The following is a 19,224-nucleotide window of genomic DNA, read 5'->3' on the forward strand; positions in this document are numbered from 1 at the left end:
TTTTCATTTTCCAAATATCCATGAAATCAAATCATCAAGATATGCAAAAATCCCAAAGAATGGTGCATCGTCACCTACTGTTTTTACTTTTACTACTTGACAAACCCCATCAATGGATACTGTATTAACACCACAACGTTCATCGATAATACTTTCAGGTTCAGATTTTTTGCATTTTCCAAAATCATGTTCAGGATTAGGATCACATGTAGGTAAATCCTGATTTTGAATTTCTGTCCTCATACAATATCCACCATAATATGAATAACGGTGATTTGCACATTGACCATCTTGTTCAGAAGCAGGATAAATGACTTCAGAATTACCTGATCTAATTACTAAATCATAACCAGATACATAATCATCAGGTTGAATGAACAGAACTACTATTTGTCCTACTTCATATGGATATGCATCATAAGACATCCCATGTGGTTCTCTTAAGAATTTACCAGGAACAGTGATTTCTGTAATGTTATCTGGATTTTTTAAAGAAAATAAGATTGCAACATCATACAGAGCTATGCCAGACCTACTGGTGTTTTCTCCTATAATGGGTTCGGACAAAATTTCTACTGATTCTATTTGACCAACAATTACTAATTCAGAGAAATCATATGCATCATCAAAAGTAAGTTCAGGTACAGCTTGTACTATTTGTGTTGTCGAAATCAATGACAAAAAACCAACAAGTGCAAATATAATCAAAAGTCTAGGTTTCATGTTCATTTAACAATTCATCAAGTTTATTTGTAATTTCAAATTCATTTTTATATAAAATTCCATTCTATTTTTTCATTAATTATATTCATTTTAAATTCACCAACATCATTACAATAATCTATTATTGGGAAAACCTGATTTTTCCACAGCGGATCAAAAGTTACGTTTTCACGTGTAAACATCGTTGGACTTTGCATCTTTGTATAATAATCTGTCATCCTATGACAGTTTGCCATATCAAGTACAGGCTGCATTGTTACTGAATTCACCATTGGAAATCCAGGTGCAGACAGATGTTCATATTCTTCTTCTCCAGTGTTAGGTTTTATTTTGTAATGCTCCTCAAAAGCACTTCCCAAAGATACGTTAGGATCTTTAACATCACATGCTCCAATCTTGAAATTAATTTGCTGGCCATTTTTCAAAATAAACCAATATTCCAATGAGGGGTAAATATGATTAGGATGTTGAGCAAGTTCAACGTGAGTAAAAGTACCTCCTCGCAGTTTAATGTAGGACAATCCATCATTTGTAAAATCATGACTTGCCTCATAGACTAGGTCGAGCCTCATCTTGTCAGTTACAGGAAATCCACAAACATCTTCATAGTCATATGTGATCAATTGAGAAGATACTGGTTTAAGATAATCTACATTTTCTGCCCAATTCTCATCAAAAGTTTTCCAAACAGAGGGGTTTTTGGATGTTCTGTAGACTAGCTCATCACCATGTACATTAAAAAAATAATCTACAAACTCTTTGGTATAGGTGAATTTCATATAACCATCATCAGAATCATATATTGCTGGAAATGTTTTTTCAGATGAACATTTTAAATCCAAAATTGTACAAATATTTTTTGCATGGATACCTGTAATTTGTGGATATCGTGAGATTTCATTTTGTATAGATTCTTCAATTTCTTGTTGTGGGGATGCATCTTTTTCAGGTATTGCTGTAAATAAAATTACAACAATTGCAATTGCAAATAGACTTGCAGCAATTATAATTTTAGAATTCATCATTTTACCAATTAAGATTATGACAGTTGTAACATGATTTGTTTGGCTGAAATTATTTCATCGCCATCATCATATGCAATTACATACAACAATGCATTGCCACCTGCAAAAGAAGTAACATTGTTTAGAACGAGTGTGTTTTCAGTTGTAAAATCAGACAAGTTCGGCATACAACTTACACATCCAGCCTCATAGTATGATGCACCATTGTCATTCCATGAAATCTCTACAAGGGCAAAAATTCCATCAAATTCAAGCACATCCGCATTAACTTTTTGCAGTGGTTGCGCATAGACTGAATCAAAGGCAGGAATAAGTAGGATTGTAAACAAACTCGCAATTGTGAAAAATATAAATCTAGAATTCATCTTAACCTTGCCCATTCTGAAAACTTTGAGTTTTATCTTTTAAGTATATCGTAGGATTCACACTATGATCTGGTTAGGTTATCAGATAAAGTATGATTCTCTCATTCTAGGAATCAAGACTAGTACCAAGTCATAAATATCATAATACAATCCAAATCATAATTATTCATGCCTCAAACAAGACCCATAGTCAGTATTGAAAATGTTGTAGCATCAGCCACAATAAACCAAGACTTGGATCTTAATGAAATTCAGAAAAAATTTCCCAAAGTAGAGTATAATCCAGAACAATTTCCAGGAGCAGTATTCAGATTGACAAAACCCAAGACTGCCACTCTGTTATTTAGAACAGGAAAAATGGTATGTACGGGTTCCAAATCTGCAGACATGGCAAAAAATGCAGTAAAAACAGTGGTTGAAAATCTTAGAGAAAAGAAAATCAAGATAAAAAATGACGCAATAGTGACCATACAGAATATTGTTGCATCAATAAACTTGGGAGGAAAGATACACATTGAAAAAGCAGCTAGGACAGTTCCCAGAAGCATGTACGAACCAGAACAATTTCCAGGACTAATTCATAGGATGCTTGATCCCAAAGTTGTGATTTTGATTTTTGCATCAGGGAAACTTGTTTGTACTGGTGGAAAGACAGCAGAAGATGTTTATCGTGCAGTAAATTCTTTGCATGTTTTGTTAGAAGAGAAAGAATTGATGGAATATAGCTAAAAATATTAACAAAAATAATTTGAAGATAGCAATATGATGAGTGATCCTCCAAATTCAACTGCAGGTGATGAAATTTGTCCAATGTGTGGTAAACCAAAAAGTAAACACAACTCTAAGGAAATTTCAGAATGCTCAAAAAAGCTAGTCGAAATGGGAATCATGCGCTTTTGTGGTTTGTGTGGATTGACTAAACCTACAGAAAAACTTCATGACAGATGCGGGAAATGCGGTGAAAAATATTCCTTTTCTAATGAATGATTACCAATAAACTAGTTTTCATTTTCTACAATAATTCTTCCAACACATTGCCGTCCAAATCAACATGTTTTACATACCAAATATGATCAGTGTATCCTATCCAAATTTCAGTTGAATCGTTTAACTCATACACATAGATATGAATCCCACTTCCTATGTCGTCATGAGGCTCTCCAAATTTAGAAAAAATGGTATCAATGCTGTAAGGTTCAGATAAAGTATTTTTAAAATCATCAAGTGTAGGAATTACTTTTTCCATGTATGATGAAGTTGCGTCTTGAGGATCTAGGAAAACATCTCGAGATTGAACTGCTATGATCATATTACTCACCCAGCCTCTCTTAATCAACTCAAAAACTGTTTCAGACTTTACACAGGCAGGACTATCGTCATATCTTTGAGTCAACTGAAGGTTTCCATTGCATTTTATTTCAGAAAACGAAAATCCTGACTTGAACTGTTTTAATGGTGATTTAACATAGTTTAATGTAGGCCCTCCCCAACGCTTAGAAGGATCCGTGGATGTTTCTGTAGAATTTTCTATTTTATCAACAACGCATATGCCGTCCTGATAGAGGGTTCCCAAACCACATGGTTTTTCTTTATCAATATTTTCAAAATATGGAGGTTCTGGTTCTGGAATTAGAGAATCATATACTGTAGATTCTGCAACAATTTCCAAATTTGCATGAATGTCATACGGTTTTGGAAGTGTGTGATCATTGTACTGGGCATATATTGTATCTCCAGATATTGCAAAAAGCCTGTTTCCACTTGAACCACTACTTTGTGTAAAAGATATTGTTGTTTCAAAAATCCCTGATTCTTCTTCTGTCTCTATTGCATCAACTAGAATTCCTGCCTTGTCTGAATCAGAGAAAACATGTATTGGTAACTTGTCCAAAGTTTCTGGATTAAGATTCATGTCAGGATCAATTGCTTGCAGTTTTGCAGTTTCATTTAATTGATGATTTGACATATCAAAAGCAATTTCTCCAACATTCCATGCAATCTTTGTAGTTGTTTTCATCTTGGTTCCGTCTTGGAGTCGGACCGATACTTCAAGACTCTCATCACGCATTGATTCCAAAAAGCCGTTGTTGGGCCCACTTCCTGTTGTTCTAGGATTAGTGTCAGGTCTACCGTCACCATCAACATCATGTGAAAATCCAGTAAGGATCACCTCTCCAGTATACAGTCCATTTCCAGCTTTTGACAACTTGTATGACTTGAGTTCATGATCTCCAACTGAGATCTGTATTGTGTCTTGTTTATGATCAAAACCATGAACCATTAATCGTACCTTCACCTTGTCAGTCCAAGAATACCCGCCCTTGTCTAAAGACAATGACCCATACGCATTTTCAGATATCATAATAGAGAAAATAGTTAAAAAAAGAATTGCAAAAAGGAATCTAATTTTCATTTTTTATCCACATATCCTGTTCCATTACAGCGTTTGCATGGAGGAATTGGTTTACTTGTATATGTAGGAATAAAACCATCCCTCTACAAGAAACACATGTTTCTTGATTAGAACTTGTTTTCTTACGATGATTATTGACAGTAGATATTATTGCAACAATTAGAATTATTGCTAAAACTGCAACAATTACAATATTATATTCTAGCATGATTTTTCTCCAATAATAATTAAAACTCTAGTTTTCATATTATTCTACAACCTCAAATGTTTTAGTTACACTAGTTGGAAAGTAGGGGTTTGGTTTCTCAAATGTAACAGTAACTGAATAAGTTCCAGATTTTTTAATTCCAATATCCCCAATCATTTCTTTTCTTTCTGCGTGATTTATCTCAAATGTATTCATGCGCTGTTTTGCTTCACATAGTACTTCTGCACCCATTACCATAACATTTCCGTTCTCATCGTGGTATTTGGCATCATAATTTGCACACGCATATCCATATCCTGAAATGATAAAAGTAAACGAGTATTTCTCACCTATCTTGTACTGGTTTTTCAACCCAATAATTTCAATGTCATAATGTTCGGATTTGGATTCAGGTTCATCTAAAACGGTAAACTCCAACTCAACTGGAGGAGACAAGGCAGTTGGGTTATCAATGCTTTCCCAGACAAAAAATGTAGTTCTGTATTCTCCTGCAGTAGTAGGAATCCATGAAGTCGATGGACTAAAAGAAGATTGCGGGTTTATTGTTCCGTTAATCCATGACAGGGATTCAATTCTTTTTTGTGAATCAATAGTTTGGGCAAGCCAGATAAAGTTCTGTAGAATATCTTGCGGGTTTGCAATATCAGACTGTAGTAATATTTGCTGTCCAAGTATTGGGAAATCAAGCCTATCTCCATCCAAATTTACAATTCTAGGATTAGTTGCAGGAAGACGCTCTATTGGATGACCAAGCAAGCCAATCAAAGTAGTCTCGCGAAGTTGAATCTCAGATAATTCATGATCAGTTGGAAGCGTATCATCAAGGTATTTGACAATTGCAGTGTCGCCCTCACGAGCATATAAAACACTAGGGGCAGAGCGTGTATCACTTAATGAAAAAGTTCTCTCAAATATTCCAGAATTTTTTTCAGTTTCATACAGTGTCAAAGCAATACCTTCAGGAAAACTATCTGAATACACAAAGACTGTCACTTTATCAATATATGTTGGAATGTTTGGTACGTCAAAGTCAGTTAGAATTATTTTTGCAGTTCCAGTTCCGTTTATTATTCCAAAGTTATGTTGACTCCATTCCAACTTTGCTTCAGTATATTCATTGGAAGTTTCTGCATGAACAATGTAAACAGGAAGTATCAAAACAAACGCAATAATTATTAAAAATTTAGTTTTCATTTTCTAAAATTATTGGATTGGTTTCTCAATAATTATACATACATCATTACTTGAATCATAATGAGCATCAGGGCCACACATGAAAGGGATTGGTTTTCCATTTGCATCAATTAAGGGAGAAGGAGATGCAATTATCCCATCGCCATCCAAGCACTTTGATTCTTCAATGAACTGTTTAGTGATAGTTCCCCTTACTTGATGACGCATGTCATTAGCATGATTAAAGCAAGACACTTCCTCATACACGGATTCATCGTATCGGTTAAAATTTAATTCCAATAGTAATGTGTTAAAAGTCTCAAAATTCATTGCGGTAATTTCCATTCTGCCCTCACCGTTTCCTTGATATCTGTAATATTCACCTGCGTTGGGGTAATTTTCCAAAAATGTCTTGTAGGATTCTGTTTGATAAAAGAGGGATTTAATTTCTTCAGAGGACTTTTTTGATCCAAATGCCTCTTCCCATTGTCTGCCTGAATCCTGTATCATATGAGGTAATGCTATGATCATAAACAAGGCAAAAAACGAAATCCCTACTGCAATACCAATGTAAATTGTAATTTTAGATAATTTTTCCATAATATACCGAATTCTAGGTGATGTATTCTTAAGATTTTCTATTCTTTATGATAATTCTGCGTGTAGTTTCTCAAATAACTATCAACCAAAGTTATTTTTAATTTCTATACTATCCAATGATAAAAATTAAAAATACCATTTTTGACATACTTTTCTGAACTCAAACAAGATTATTTTACATCCCAAATACAAGTATCATGATTAAATGAGTGTGTACTGTTTTCAATTATTTTAACAGGGGCAAAACCACCTGGAGTACAAAATTCTACATATGGATTAAGTCCTGTAGGTGCTGTATCTTTTTCTACTATCACTTCAGGTTCTATGTATCTCTCTGGCGTGTTAATTCTTTCATTTGCTCCAATAACTAAAAACAGCCCTACTGAAATAAAGGCAATTATTGGAATTACCCAATATCTGGATTCTTCATCCATGAACTAATGAAAATGAACGACGCTTATAATTTTGACTATTCATAGTTTCAATAGGATACTGTTTTTGACAAAACTATACTCTTGAATATTCTAGGTTTTTAGTTGTGATGTTCCTCTGTTTGTCTGGTATCCACCAACAGAACTGGATATTGGAACTGACTCCAAATGTGCAGGATCAATTCCTGACTGCTCTGAGCTAGTTCTCTTTGCATTTCTGTCACTAATTACAAAGAATCCTACAGCTGCTGCAACCCCAAGTCCAGATACACCATCCCCGTTGTACAAGTTTTTGATGTGTATCAGAACTTACACACACTAGAGAGGAAAAATCAGGCTTTATTATGAGACCAACCCCATCTCCGCATCCATTATTTTCAACATATGATTTGGCAAATTTTTCAACCACAATCAATCCACCTGTATATTTTCTCCCAGTATCATCAGGAGGGAAACTAGTTGAGATGACATATGTAAATTTGCCAATTTATGTAGGTACAAATGATTGACTAAAAAGTTTTGGAAGACTAGATGTGAGTTGATACTTGTTCAGTTTCAATGTGTATTGTTGTAAAATTATGTCCCATAATATTCTAAAAATACATTAAAAAATAACATCTTAATTTTGTATTTGTTTTTAAAGTTTTAAAAAAATAATCATTGAAACAACTGGATGTTGACCAAAAAGTGCCAATAGGAATACTTCCTTGGTCGGGTAAGTATGAAGACTATTGCATACCAATTGTTCCAATGATTTAGTCTTGAATGACTTGTGTGGAATGATAGACCAAATACAAGACCAACACTACTAAAGATATCAAGTTATTATTAATGTCTGAAATTATATTTTTATATTTCATAATGATAGATTCAGAGTTTAGAAATTATATAGTTTCAAACAAATAGAATAAAAAAATAAAATCATCATTATGTTTAATATTAAAAAAATATAATAAAAAATATGAATCAAGAAATAAAGCCTTGGGTATTAGTAAGCAGCATACAAAAAGAAACAAAACCCATTGATCTTGAGATGATTTCTCCACAAATATCTACTCTAGTAGATGAATGGCAATCACAAGGAAAAATAATGTGGTCAGGGGCATTTGATAATCAGATTTCATCCATGGCAGTTTTTGAAGCAACTGAACAAGAAGCAAAAGAATTTTTTAAAAAATATGAAAATATTTGTTCAGGAATACTAACTTATGAAATGTACCAATGGGATGCAATGCCACTTTTGTCAGTTCTTTCAAAATAACTGACATATGTTTTATTTTTTTTAAATGACGCTAAAAAATGAATTATGTAGAATTTGTGGATGTGAGATAACAGAAAATGAAAAAGGTTCAAAATGTAAATTGATAATTTCAACAAAGTGTAAATGCTGTCAAGGTATTGAACAAATTCAAACTCATATTCATTGATAACCATGGAATGCAAAGAAACGTGCTTTCAATACAAAGCAAAAAAACCATCCAATTCAACCAGATATGGTTCAGGACAGAAAAGATGCCAAATCTGTGAAATATTCATCAACTGGGATGGTGGACCATTTTGCCCCTGTTGTGGCTGTAGACTTAGAATGAAGCCTAGAAACAGAGTATGGAAAGATAAACTACAAAATGAAAAAAACAGGTACTGAGAAAACCAGAATATATTCAAATAAAAAGAAAAAAAGAGTCTAAACTCTTAGACTGATTTTAGATTTTGCAGTAATTGCAACTATACTTATGATTGCAACAGCTAATACCATCATCGCAACTGTACCAAACTCTGGAACAACTGTACCAATGGTATCCATTTTTTCAAGAATTGCATCTACTTGTGAATTGATTTTTGAGCTTGGCTCTCCATTTTTAATCATACCTCGAAGATCTTCTCTTAACATAACTTCAACTTCCTCCATGAGTTCTTTTTGACCCAATTCGATTAGAGGAGCTTCTAGGAATTCATAGTTGTCAAGATATGCTTTTGTGGCAAGACTTAGTGCCATATCCTTATCTCCATTACTATATTCTAGTTTTGTTTGTTCAAGTAATTCTTGAATATTTTCGACATATTCTAATAGATTATGTCCTTCATCTTCAACACCTAAAATTTCATCAATTTCATGAATGATTCCACCTGCAAGTGTTTCAACTTGTGAAGGATCTGCTCTTGCATCATATGCTACCCAAAGATCTTCGTATAGTTCTTCAATCTCTTCAGCCATATGATGATCAACATCAGATTCTATTTCAGCAAAAATCTGCTGTGATCTCCATACAAATGCAGAGCCATCCTGGAATTCAGCCATTTCACCGATGACACCATCAGATACTGCCTCAGCATATTCTGCTATTGATGTATCAAGTAAGACTTTCATTAGTTCTACCTTAAAGGCAGTTTCACCACTTAATTTATCCCCAACAACAGTTGAACGTGCTATTGCAACAACATCTTTTGCATCATCGATTGCTTGCTGAGCTTGTGCTCGTGATACCTTGGTATTTGCTTTGTTCTGCAGGTCCATCAATGTTTGTTGGACTTGAGCATCAAGATTAGGATCTGATGCCTTTAGTACAGGTTTCATTGAATCATACAATTCTGCAACTGGATGTGTTGCATGAATTAATGCAAGCTCGGCATTTTTATCATCAAGGTTTTGTTCTAGAGCCCAAAAATGTCCTAGTGTTTCCTCAAGTGAGGAAGCAAATTCTATTTTTGATTCATTAGTTTCATCAAGTTCATGAATAATACCATTAGCTATAATTGCTACTTGTGAAGGATCTGCTCTTGCATCATATGCTACCCAAAGATCTTCGTATAGTTCTTCAATCTCTTCAGCCATATGATGATCAACATTAGATTCTATTTCAGCAAAAATCTGCTGTGATCTCCATACAAATGCAGAGCCATCCTGGAATTCAGCCATTTCACCGATGACACCATCAGATACTGCCTCAGCATATTCTGCTATTGATGTATCAAGTAAGACTTTCATTAGTTCTACCTTAAAGGCAGTTTCACCACTTAATTTATCCCCAACAACAGTTGAACGTGCTATTGCAACAACATCTTTTGCATCATCGATTGCTTGCTGAGCTTGTGCTCGTGATACCTTGGTATTTGCTTTGTTCTGCAGGTCCATCAATGTTTGTTGGACTTGAGCATCAAGATTAGGATCTGATGCCTTTAGTACAGGTTTCATTGAATCATACAATTCTGCAACTGGATGTGTTGCATGAATTAATGCAAGCTCGGCATTTTTATCATCAAGGTTTTGTTCTAGAGCCCAAAAATGTCCTAGTGTTTCCTCAAGTGAGGAAGCAAAATCGGCCTTGTCTTGATAAGATTCTGCAGATGCTACTTGAGAAAATGTAGACGTCAGAAGAACAGATGTCATTAGAAGTGTCAATATTGTAACTTTTGTCATTAGTGCATTAACTTGAGAATGTTGATTTAAAGGGTATGTGAATTCTTGAAATCTATTCTAAAAACATAGAATCATTTGAAATGAAAATTTATCTAAATTCTACAATTCAATTATTATTGATGCCCGCTCGTGTTCATCCAACTCTTGTCTTACTGCATTTAATATGTGAGAAGAAGAAGTCAAGATGGAATAATCAATTAATTTTAAATCATTGATCAGATAAACTTGCGGAGCAACGTCATTATTTCTAGACTCTAAAAAATCATCTAATTCTTCAAGGATAGATATTTTTCCACCCTGAAAAATTTTTCCATTTTTCAAATATTTTTTCATTTTACCAAATCTGTCAAGTACCAGTAAGGGATGACGATGTTTTTTACTAAAAAGATGTTTTTCTGTAATATGTCCAGAAAACACCATATAATGATCAGATTCAAAACTAAGATCAGTTAATTCTTCTGAAATTTGGAATATCTCACTAGCTCTACTCTTTGCTTCTTGTAACGTAAAGAAATTTTTTGTAGATTCAGCACTGTCAAGTTCTACATTTCCAATTGCCGTAACTCTTAAAATTGATCTGTTAGGAAGATACTGGCTATCAATTACAATTGATTCAGGAACTGCACCCTTACCAATCATTATAGCATGAATTTTTTTATTAGTTTGATTAATCTGTTCAGGGGTTGGATTAATTAGAGTGTATTCTATTTCTTCTTGTAGCATTGATGAGGCAACACCGATAGAGGAAATAACTTCAGCATGTTTTGCTTTTTCATATTGTAATTGTAGTTGTTTTGCAACAAACGGTACTAATACGGATGCACCTCCCCCACCACCAATAATTTTTGTTGTTTGAGGATTTAGTTTGAATTCTTTTATGATTTTGCTAATGGTTTTCATTATCTCAAAAGAAGATGTTTGTATAATAGACTGAGCAATTTCGATAAATGTTACACCAATTTCTTTTGCTAAAATTTCAATTGCTATTTTTGCAGATTCTTTGTTTGCAAATGCATAATCATTCTCATCAATCATGCCCAAAGCATTTGCAGCACAGGTGTTTGTAATAGCATAGAGCCCATTTTTGCACTCCAGTGCCACATATTCATCATCATTTTCTTTAGGTCGTATCATGATTATTTTTCCACCTTTCAATTCATCAGGATCTGCAAAACAGGAGTACTTCAATCCAGCAATATGTGCACTTCTTGGACCTACCTTCCAAACTCGATTATCTTCGAGTCTAATCATACTACCACCAGCAACACCTAAAATTCTCACATCCATGGAACGAACACATGTAGGATGATCTTTTATGGTCACATACTGAAATTCGGGTTTTCCATTTTTTATGATACATATGTTAGTACTAGTACCGCCAACTTCAACAAAAATTCCATTTGTTATCTTGAGATGAAGAAGAGCACCTGCCACACTTGCTGCAGGTCCAGACAATATGGTGAGAACAGGTTTTGTCTTAAAAGTATCCATGCTCGTAACACCACCATCTCCTTTCATAATCATCAGAGGTGCATTAATTCCTGCATCACGAATTGCTTGCTCTACAAAATTTGCAACCTGAAAAGTTTTTGGCAATACACTTGCATTTATTGCACTAGTTAGAGTACGAATTTCAAGTCCATAAGTTCCAGAAATTTCATGGGATGCAGTAGAAGGAATGTTAAGATCTGCAGCGTTTTTCATAACAAACAATTCATTTGAAGGATCATCTACACCAAAAGATTCAGTTGCAACAATTACTTTAGCACCCTTGCTTTGTAGATTTTTAATTGTTGTTTTCACTTCTTCTTCGGAAATTAAATGGGAAGTGTCTAAAAATGCATGACATGTACGGATGTCTTGATCAAAATTAATTTTTGTGTCTTGTAAATTGGTACGTTTAATCACATCTTTTCTTTCAGGACCAACTCCCATTGCAATTATCCCAACTTTAGAGGTATCAGATTCTAAAAGAGCATTGATTGCCTGAGTTGTACTATGGGAAATTAATTCAATATTTTCCAATTCAATTTCAGAATTATTTAATATATTTGAGATAGTTTGTACTATTCCTTCTGAAACACCTCTTTCAGATGAATGTGTAGTGGGTACAGTGGATTTTGAAATAATTGATCCAGTCTTAACATCGATTGCAACTGCCTTTGTAAAAGTTCCTCCAACGTCAATTCCCACTCTAACTCTTTGATTATTGGGCATCTTTTACGCCTCTAGATTTTCTCATGGATGCCAGTTGTTTTTCCTTGTTTGGCCTCAATACCAGTACATATGATGATGCAAGTAAATAGACTCCCAATAATATGATCTGAGCAATTACCGTTTCTAGTGTAGGATAAATTCCAGTCATCGCTGCAAGATTGATATCCAATCTTGGAATTATTCCTATCATACTAGTGTAAGGTACAATATCCAATATCTGAAGTTCTCGTATTGCATTTCCTAAAAATGCAATTGAGAGGTATGCTCCAACTCCCATCGTCAATCCAAATAATGCACGTAGTGGTAATCGCTTTCCAAGTTTTTTCATTACAAAGAACAATCCCAAAAGCGATAAGATACCTAAAATAAAACCTAGAGCAACATAAAATTCCATATATTTTGCAAACCCAGACATTGCTTGGTAAAATAATACAGTTTCAAATCCTTCTCTGTATACAGTAAAAAATGACAACATTACAAAAACCGAAACACTGCCAGTGGTCGTAGCCTGCCAAACTTTGGCTTTTACAAACTCCATCCATTTTTTATGTTCAATTTTATTTAGTACCCAAAAACTCACGTAAAATAAAACAGCAGTTGCAGATAGAGCAGCTATTGCTTCTATTAATTCCCTATTAGCTCCCGAAATTTCAATTATATACGATGCAATTATCCAAGTTATTGCAGTTGCTGCAAATGCTGCAATCACACCATAGTAAATATATTTTTTTAATTGATTATTTCTTGATGCTTCAAGATAAGTCATAATTGCACCAAGAATTAATACAGATTCTAATCCTTCTCTGAAAATAATTGCAAATGAGGAAGTAAATGCAATTGAAGGTGCTAAAGAACCAGTTCCACTAACTAGTCTTTCAGATTCATCCAGATTTCTATTAATTGAAATTACAACCTCTCTGACTTTTTCCAAGTCTTCTTTTTTATCAATAAGATTTCGAAGTTCTGCAAATTGGTATTCCACCTCCAAAGTAAAATCAGGTGCTATCATTCTTAGAGGAATTTCTACAAACTCATAACTATCCAGATATGCTGTTCTTGCAGTAGCATAAGCTGACTGAAAATCACCATTTTCATAAAAAATCAATACATCATCCAAGGAATCTCGTATAAAATCAACTTCATTTCTAACTGTCGATTTTGCTTCCTCAGTAGAATCTCCCATCTGTTTAAGACTATCAGAGGTTGTCTCACTTTTAGCTAATAGAGAGGGATTTGATGATAATTGTTCAGATATTAATGACTCAGACTTGTTTAGATCTGGAATAATTTTTTCTTCTAAAAATTGTTTTATTTCAGTTGGGGATTTGTTATTTTTTATCATATCGCGTAAATTTTCACGCATGTCTATTTCAAGAGTATAAAGTAATTCCTTGTCTATCTTTTCAATTGCAGGTTCCAGATATTCAAAATTATCAAGATATGCAACAATTGCTTTTTCTTCAGCTGTAACATAATCTCCTGCATTAACTGATTCAACAAGTTCATCATATAGAACGTAAATATTTTGGTACAGTTTTAATTGATCAAAGGCAACTGTTTCAGTTCCAAGAATATCTTTTTGTATAACAGTTATTAAATACCCAACTTTTACAAAGTCCTCTCTTTTCTCAGTAATACTGTTAAGTTCATTGAAAAAAGATTTAATCTCAAGATCAAGTCTATCATCAAAATTAGTTTCAGGTAACAGAGTCTCAGCTTTTTGGATTAATTTTATTGAATATTGATATGATGCTTCATCGTTATTTTGAATTCCAGTTTGATATTTCTCATCAGCAATAGATAATAAATTAACAATTACATGATCTGGCAAAGACTGATCATAAGGAATTTGTTGAAGCAGGTTTTGGATTTTATCAATTTCAGATAAAATATCAGCATCAGTATCAATTTTTGAATTTAGATCAAGTAATGAAATATGAATTTCATCTACATGTTCATATTCAGTAGTTCTCAGAGTTTGAACATATTTACCAAAAATTTCTGAAGAGAATGTAGAGTGTTTTTTTGCATCATCCAAATTATTAGATTTCAAACTATCTCGAATTTGCTCAAGCCCCAAAGAAGTGGATTCTATGGCAGTTCTAATGGATGCAGTATCTGGTTCAGCATACAGATTATCGATACAAGTTACATATACGAAAAAAATTAAAAAAACAGCAATTATTCTAGTTTTCATAAAGAACAAGTCGGAAATTCTATAGATGGTATTTAAATTTCTGATTGATTCTATAATCATAGAATGAAACTATTTTGAAATTGCTAGTGGTTATACTAATTCTAAAGGTTAATTCTATACATTTGAAATAACTGATTTTGTTATTACTTGGTCTATTGAAGTTTTTTTACAATGAAAAAAACAAACCCCATACATGCAACAAAATTTGACATCAATCACAAAATTCTAAACGAATTTTCAGACTTGGAATCAAGACATATTTTATTTTCAATTATCAGTAAATCAAAAAGCGTTCAAGAAATAACAAAAGAATTGAAGATACCACTTAGTTCAACATATAAGAAAATTCAATCATTAGAAGAAAATGCATTAATTTCATCTGAATTAATATTTGCAAATAATGGACACAGAGTTAAACTATATCAAAGTAGAATCATGGATGCAAATATCATCATTTCTAAATTCAAACCCACAATTACATTTAAAAAAAATCTGAAAAATCAAAATGTCTAGATTAGTATCAATTAAAATTTGTAAGTTATGTAGTAGTACTTTTACAATTTACCCAATGTCACAAACAAAAAACAAATGCCCAAAATGTAAGGGATTTTTGATTTCTTAAATTGGCATGTAGAGGAATTTGTGAAAGATATCGCTCTGAGAGAAAAAGGTATAGTTCTTTTACAAAAAGATGTACTTCATGTGATACCTATCTTGAATTTGATGGAATACAATGTCCATGTTGTAGAACTCAATTACGTGTAAAAAGAAAAAGTAAATGAACAAAGTTTCGATGTTGGAATCACATCATTCAAGTTCAATGTAAGTTGTGTTTAATTTTAGTTTCAATTAAGGTTTAACCCCACGGGGATTCGCCTGCCAAATTGGGGATGAAAACGGACGCAGATAGGCGTAAAATATATTTTAAAAAGTCTCTGAGAGATTCAATCAACCGAGGTTGTGTTCAAAAAATTCTAGAGTTTTGTTCCATGCATCCATGGCTTCATCTGGAGCATATCTGTCACCAGACGGATTTGCAAATGCATGATTCACATCAGGGTATATCACAATATCATTTTCCACACCAATTTCATTCAAAGAGGTTTCAAATTCTTTTACAGTTTCAGGTGGAATTCCATTGTCAAGTCCTGCAAAGATTCCAAGTATTGGCCAATTAATTTTTGATAGTTCTTCAGAATCTGTTACTATCTGACCATAATAGATTACAGTTGCATCCATATTCGAATTATTTAGTGCGAGATTTAGTGATTGGCCACCTCCAAAGCACCATCCAATGGAACCCATACTAGAAGGAGAGTAATTTTCTTCCAAGTATGTCACTGCAGTACTCATGTTATCTGTCCATTGGGATTGTTCAAATGAACTTCTAAGTTGTCTTGCCTCATCTGCTGTTTTGCCTACTTTGCCATCATACAGATCAACTGCAAAAACAACATATCCATGAGATGCTAATTTTTCAGCCATCTGTTTTATGTTGTCATTGAGTCCCCAGAACTCATGAATCATAATAATACTTGGGTAAGTTCCATCTAAATCAGGTCTTGCAATGTATCCTTGGGAATTTTCAAAATAATTCACATCCTCTGTAGATACATCAAAATTTCCCATTGCAAATATCTCAGAGTTGTTGTTTTCATTTTTTTCATAATCTGGCAATACATGAATTGCCCATCCACGTTCAGTGAGCTTTTCAACAGACGATGATCTTATGCATGCAGGATTTCCGTTTGCGAATCTCAACACCAATTCTAATCCTTCAGTACATGTCACACTTGTTGGTTCTACTCCGTTCTGAATCTGTTTTAATGGAGGAGGAAAATATACAATACCTTCATTTGTAGATTGACTGGCAAGAATTACACCAATCTTGTTGTTGTTATAATTTGGAAACCAAATGTTTCCCTTACTGTCAGTATGGATAAATTTGATATGAGTTTGAGGGGAAGGCAATTCGTATTCATGTAGTGTTTCTGTGGATTGATCAAACTTGCCAACTTTGTAAGTTCCAGTCATGCTGAACCACACATTATCAAATGGGTCCACCCATATTGCATAAGGACCAGAGGATGCGGAACGTGTATCAAACTCAGTCATTATTTCTGTATTAGGATCAAACTTTGAGATTTTTCCAACATTATACTGAGTAAACCAAAGCATCCCGTTGCTGTCAATTGCAATTCTTCTGGGACCACTTTCATTAGTTAATGGAGCATATTCTGTAACTTTTCCAGTTTGTGCATCAACTTTGCCAATATGATGACCTCTTAGTTCTGCAAACCATGCATTTCCTTGTTTATCAGTTATTATTCCATAAGGATTTGCAGAAGGAGTAATTGTTGGAAATTCTTCAATAATACCGGTTGTTTTATCCATCTTTCCAATCTGAGATGCACGTTGTTCTGTAAACCACAATGTATTATCATCAGCAAAGATTGGAGTGTGGGGACCAGAATCAAGAGTTGGTGTTGCAAACTCTTCAAAAGTCTCAGTAACTGGATCAAACTTTCCTATTTGTCCTGCTCCAACTTCAGTAAACCAAACATTGCCTTGATCATCTACAACCAATCCATGAGGTCTTGATGACTCTGTAGGAATAACATACTCTGAAAACTGTTCTGTGTTAGGATCAAACTTCCCTATCTTGTTTGTTGCAATCTCAGTAAACCATACGATTCCATCATGTCCAACTACGACATCATGTGGTGATGAATCAGGAGTTGGTATATCCCATTCTTTTATGGCTGGCTCTTCAGAATAAGATTCAGAGATAGATAAAGAGAGAAATAGGATTGTGGATAAAGCAATAATTTTCCAATTCATAGAAGTCAATTGGTTTTGCAACTTATAATGTTTAATTTATCTTCGATAGGTTTCTAGTCAGTACAAGAATTGCAATAACAATTCCAACAAAGGCAAACTGGAATCCTTACTCTACAGTGAACACAACATACCATCCTTCAACATCTACAGATTGACAAATCAGACAAAACAAGAATTCAATCATCTGCACTCATTTTAGTAGTATGGCTAGGATCATCTCTCACTGCCTCTCTAATTCGGTTTTGAAGTGATGCTATATGGGAATCTCTACAACCTTGAGAACAAAATTTGTTATTTTTATCTTCAAAGGATTTACCGCAATGCATACAAATTAGTTTCAATGTATTTTCTCCTTTCTAGATGACGACATGCTCCAAATTTACTCCCGACGTAATGCCACAAGTGGTGATAAGGTAGAAGCTTTCCATGCAGGAAGTATCCCTGCAGAAATACTAAGTATTACAGATAGCATCCATACGTATAACGTATCAACAAAATGAAAAATAGGAACAATGTTCGATGTATTTCCAAATCCTGGTGGAGATAAAATAGAACTTAGAGCATGTCCAGACATCATACCTACCAATATTCCAGCCGTTCCACCCAACAGACCAATTAACAATGCCTCCATTAAGAAAAGCCAAAGTATTGTGCTATTTTGAGCACCTATCGCTTTCATCGTACCAATCTCTTTGATTCGTTCAGTAACTGATGTGTACAATGTAGTGATAATTCCCACAGCACCTACAACTAAAGCAATTACACCTATGCTTTGAATAAACGCATTATTTCCTTCAGTGAATTGCTGTCTGAATTGTAATCTAGATTGAAGACTAGCAATTCCTATCGAAGTGCCAAAGAGTTCTTTCAAATCCTCTTCTGCTTGTGGAATTAATTCTGCAGATTGTAAAGAAACTAAGAGACTATCAAACTTGCCTGATTTTTTTAAAAATGTATTTCCAACATGTTCATTAATTATTACAGAACGATCCAAAGTACGATCACCAGATTCTTTTAAAATACCTGAAACAACAAATGTTCTAGAATCTTCTTGCTGCTCACCTTCAGCATCTACATATCTAAAAGTAAGTTTTAGAGATTGGCCCAAAGTCACTATTGGAAAAGAGGCCCCATCTGGATATGCAACACTTTGACCAACAAGTATTGCAGAAGGATCATTGCGTTTTATCACTGAACCTGCCTCCATTTCAAGACCAGGTACGCTAACATAAACATCATCAGGATTCATTGCCAATACGGATGTACGCAATACTCTTGCTTGAGAATTAAGATCAACAGAACCCGAATATCTCGGCACTACTTCAACTACCGATGACAATGAATTTATCTTATTTACAACTGCAGAATTAAAGACAATTGAAGGAGTTGTATCTACACTTCGAAATGAGCGTTGCCCAGGAGTTACCGTCAAGACATTATCTGCAAGTTGGTTCAATTGATCCTCAATAAACTGAGTTTGTCCTGCACTAAGTCCATTAAGAACAATCATCAAGCTACTTCCAACTACAACCATCAATACTGTCAGTAATGTTCTGACCTTACGTTCATTCAAAGCAGAAAATGACAGTAAAAGAATTTCTTTGGGATCCAAT

General features: G+C 34.0%; 20 protein-coding genes. 5 read left to right on the plus strand and 15 right to left on the minus strand.

Annotated elements, in window-relative coordinates:
- Positions 1–3: 3 nt before the first annotated feature.
- The 3 genes from ACW9W4_RS07975 to ACW9W4_RS07985 are packed head-to-tail and all read right to left on the minus strand — an operon-like array spanning position 4 to position 2,113.
- Positions 4–723 (minus strand): hypothetical protein, encoded by a 720-nt coding sequence (locus ACW9W4_RS07975; RefSeq protein WP_457761934.1) that lies wholly within the window; start codon positions 721–723, stop codon positions 4–6.
- Between the two features lie 47 nt (positions 724–770).
- Complete coding sequence (locus ACW9W4_RS07980) at positions 771–1,745, minus strand: hypothetical protein (protein WP_457761935.1); 975 nt, start codon at positions 1,743–1,745, stop codon at positions 771–773.
- A gap of 17 nt (positions 1,746–1,762) precedes the next feature.
- Complete coding sequence (locus ACW9W4_RS07985) at positions 1,763–2,113, minus strand: hypothetical protein (protein WP_457761936.1); 351 nt, start codon at positions 2,111–2,113, stop codon at positions 1,763–1,765.
- Positions 2,114–2,281: 168 nt separating this feature from the next.
- On the opposite strand from ACW9W4_RS07985, the gene ACW9W4_RS07990 reads away from it, so the two are divergent.
- Positions 2,282–2,842: a TATA-box-binding protein gene (locus ACW9W4_RS07990; RefSeq protein ID WP_457761937.1), complete on the plus strand. Its 561-nt coding sequence runs from the start codon at positions 2,282–2,284 to the stop codon at positions 2,840–2,842.
- Positions 2,843–2,878: 36 nt separating this feature from the next.
- Positions 2,879–3,100, plus strand: coding sequence for a hypothetical protein (locus tag ACW9W4_RS07995; RefSeq protein WP_457761938.1), 222 nt, complete (start codon positions 2,879–2,881; stop codon positions 3,098–3,100).
- A gap of 25 nt (positions 3,101–3,125) precedes the next feature.
- On the opposite strand, the gene ACW9W4_RS08000 is transcribed toward ACW9W4_RS07995, so the two are convergent.
- The 6 genes from ACW9W4_RS08000 to ACW9W4_RS08025 form a co-directional block, all read right to left on the minus strand.
- Positions 3,126–4,526: a hypothetical protein gene (locus tag ACW9W4_RS08000; protein WP_457761939.1), complete on the minus strand. Its 1,401-nt coding sequence runs from the start codon at positions 4,524–4,526 to the stop codon at positions 3,126–3,128.
- A complete protein-coding gene (locus tag ACW9W4_RS08005; RefSeq protein WP_457761940.1) occupies positions 4,516–4,734 on the minus strand; it encodes a hypothetical protein in 219 nt (72 codons plus the stop codon). Before ACW9W4_RS08005 ends, ACW9W4_RS08000 begins: the two co-directional genes overlap by 11 nt.
- Positions 4,735–4,773: 39 nt before the next feature.
- On the minus strand, positions 4,774–5,928 hold the full coding sequence (locus ACW9W4_RS08010; RefSeq protein ID WP_457761941.1) for a thermonuclease family protein: 1,155 nt from the start codon (positions 5,926–5,928) through the stop codon (positions 4,774–4,776).
- A 9-nt stretch (positions 5,929–5,937) separates the two neighbouring features.
- The gene (locus tag ACW9W4_RS08015) at positions 5,938–6,507 is read right to left on the minus strand and encodes a hypothetical protein (RefSeq protein WP_457761942.1); all 570 of its coding nucleotides are present in this window, start codon (positions 6,505–6,507) and stop codon (positions 5,938–5,940) included.
- A 170-nt stretch (positions 6,508–6,677) separates the two neighbouring features.
- Positions 6,678–6,941 (minus strand): hypothetical protein, encoded by a 264-nt coding sequence (locus tag ACW9W4_RS08020; protein ID WP_457761943.1) that lies wholly within the window; start codon positions 6,939–6,941, stop codon positions 6,678–6,680.
- A 90-nt stretch (positions 6,942–7,031) separates the two neighbouring features.
- Positions 7,032–7,226: a hypothetical protein gene (locus ACW9W4_RS08025; RefSeq protein ID WP_457761944.1), complete on the minus strand. Its 195-nt coding sequence runs from the start codon at positions 7,224–7,226 to the stop codon at positions 7,032–7,034.
- Between the two features lie 56 nt (positions 7,227–7,282).
- Between ACW9W4_RS08025 and ACW9W4_RS08030 the strand changes: the two genes are divergently transcribed.
- Both ACW9W4_RS08030 and ACW9W4_RS08035 read left to right on the plus strand, forming a co-directional pair.
- Positions 7,283–7,447, plus strand: a complete 165-nt coding sequence (locus tag ACW9W4_RS08030) for a hypothetical protein (protein ID WP_457761945.1) — start codon at positions 7,283–7,285, stop codon at positions 7,445–7,447.
- Between the two features lie 452 nt (positions 7,448–7,899).
- Positions 7,900–8,199, plus strand: a complete 300-nt coding sequence (locus ACW9W4_RS08035) for a hypothetical protein (protein ID WP_457761946.1) — start codon at positions 7,900–7,902, stop codon at positions 8,197–8,199.
- A 423-nt stretch (positions 8,200–8,622) separates the two neighbouring features.
- Here the strand turns inward: ACW9W4_RS08035 and ACW9W4_RS08040 are convergent, their stop codons facing one another.
- From ACW9W4_RS08040 to ACW9W4_RS08050, 3 genes are all read right to left on the minus strand, one after another.
- Positions 8,623–10,356 carry a PEFG-CTERM sorting domain-containing protein gene (locus tag ACW9W4_RS08040; protein WP_457761947.1) on the minus strand — a complete coding sequence of 578 codons (1,734 nt, stop codon included), beginning with the start codon at positions 10,354–10,356 and terminating at the stop codon, positions 8,623–8,625.
- Between the two features lie 99 nt (positions 10,357–10,455).
- Entirely contained in the window at positions 10,456–12,573 is a 2,118-nt protein-coding gene (locus tag ACW9W4_RS08045; protein WP_457761948.1) for a hydantoinase/oxoprolinase family protein, read from the minus strand.
- On the minus strand, positions 12,563–14,770 hold the full coding sequence (locus tag ACW9W4_RS08050; RefSeq protein ID WP_457761949.1) for an FTR1 family iron permease: 2,208 nt from the start codon (positions 14,768–14,770) through the stop codon (positions 12,563–12,565). The genes ACW9W4_RS08045 and ACW9W4_RS08050 overlap by 11 nt, the downstream gene beginning before the upstream one ends.
- Positions 14,771–14,941: 171 nt before the next feature.
- On the opposite strand from ACW9W4_RS08050, the gene ACW9W4_RS08055 reads away from it, so the two are divergent.
- Positions 14,942–15,283 carry a hypothetical protein gene (locus tag ACW9W4_RS08055; protein WP_457761950.1) on the plus strand — a complete coding sequence of 114 codons (342 nt, stop codon included), beginning with the start codon at positions 14,942–14,944 and terminating at the stop codon, positions 15,281–15,283.
- A gap of 435 nt (positions 15,284–15,718) precedes the next feature.
- Here the strand turns inward: ACW9W4_RS08055 and ACW9W4_RS08060 are convergent, their stop codons facing one another.
- The 3 genes from ACW9W4_RS08060 to ACW9W4_RS08070 form a co-directional block, all read right to left on the minus strand.
- Entirely contained in the window at positions 15,719–17,611 is a 1,893-nt protein-coding gene (locus tag ACW9W4_RS08060) for a virginiamycin B lyase family protein (protein WP_457761951.1), read from the minus strand.
- 176 nt (positions 17,612–17,787) lie between these two features.
- Positions 17,788–17,952, minus strand: a complete 165-nt coding sequence (locus ACW9W4_RS08065; RefSeq protein ID WP_457761952.1) for a hypothetical protein — start codon at positions 17,950–17,952, stop codon at positions 17,788–17,790.
- A 38-nt stretch (positions 17,953–17,990) separates the two neighbouring features.
- Positions 17,991–19,223, minus strand: a complete 1,233-nt coding sequence (locus ACW9W4_RS08070; protein WP_457761953.1) for an ABC transporter permease — start codon at positions 19,221–19,223, stop codon at positions 17,991–17,993.
- Position 19,224 lies beyond the last annotated feature (1 nt).

Source organism: Candidatus Nitrosopumilus sp. bin_7KS, assembly GCF_054095835.1.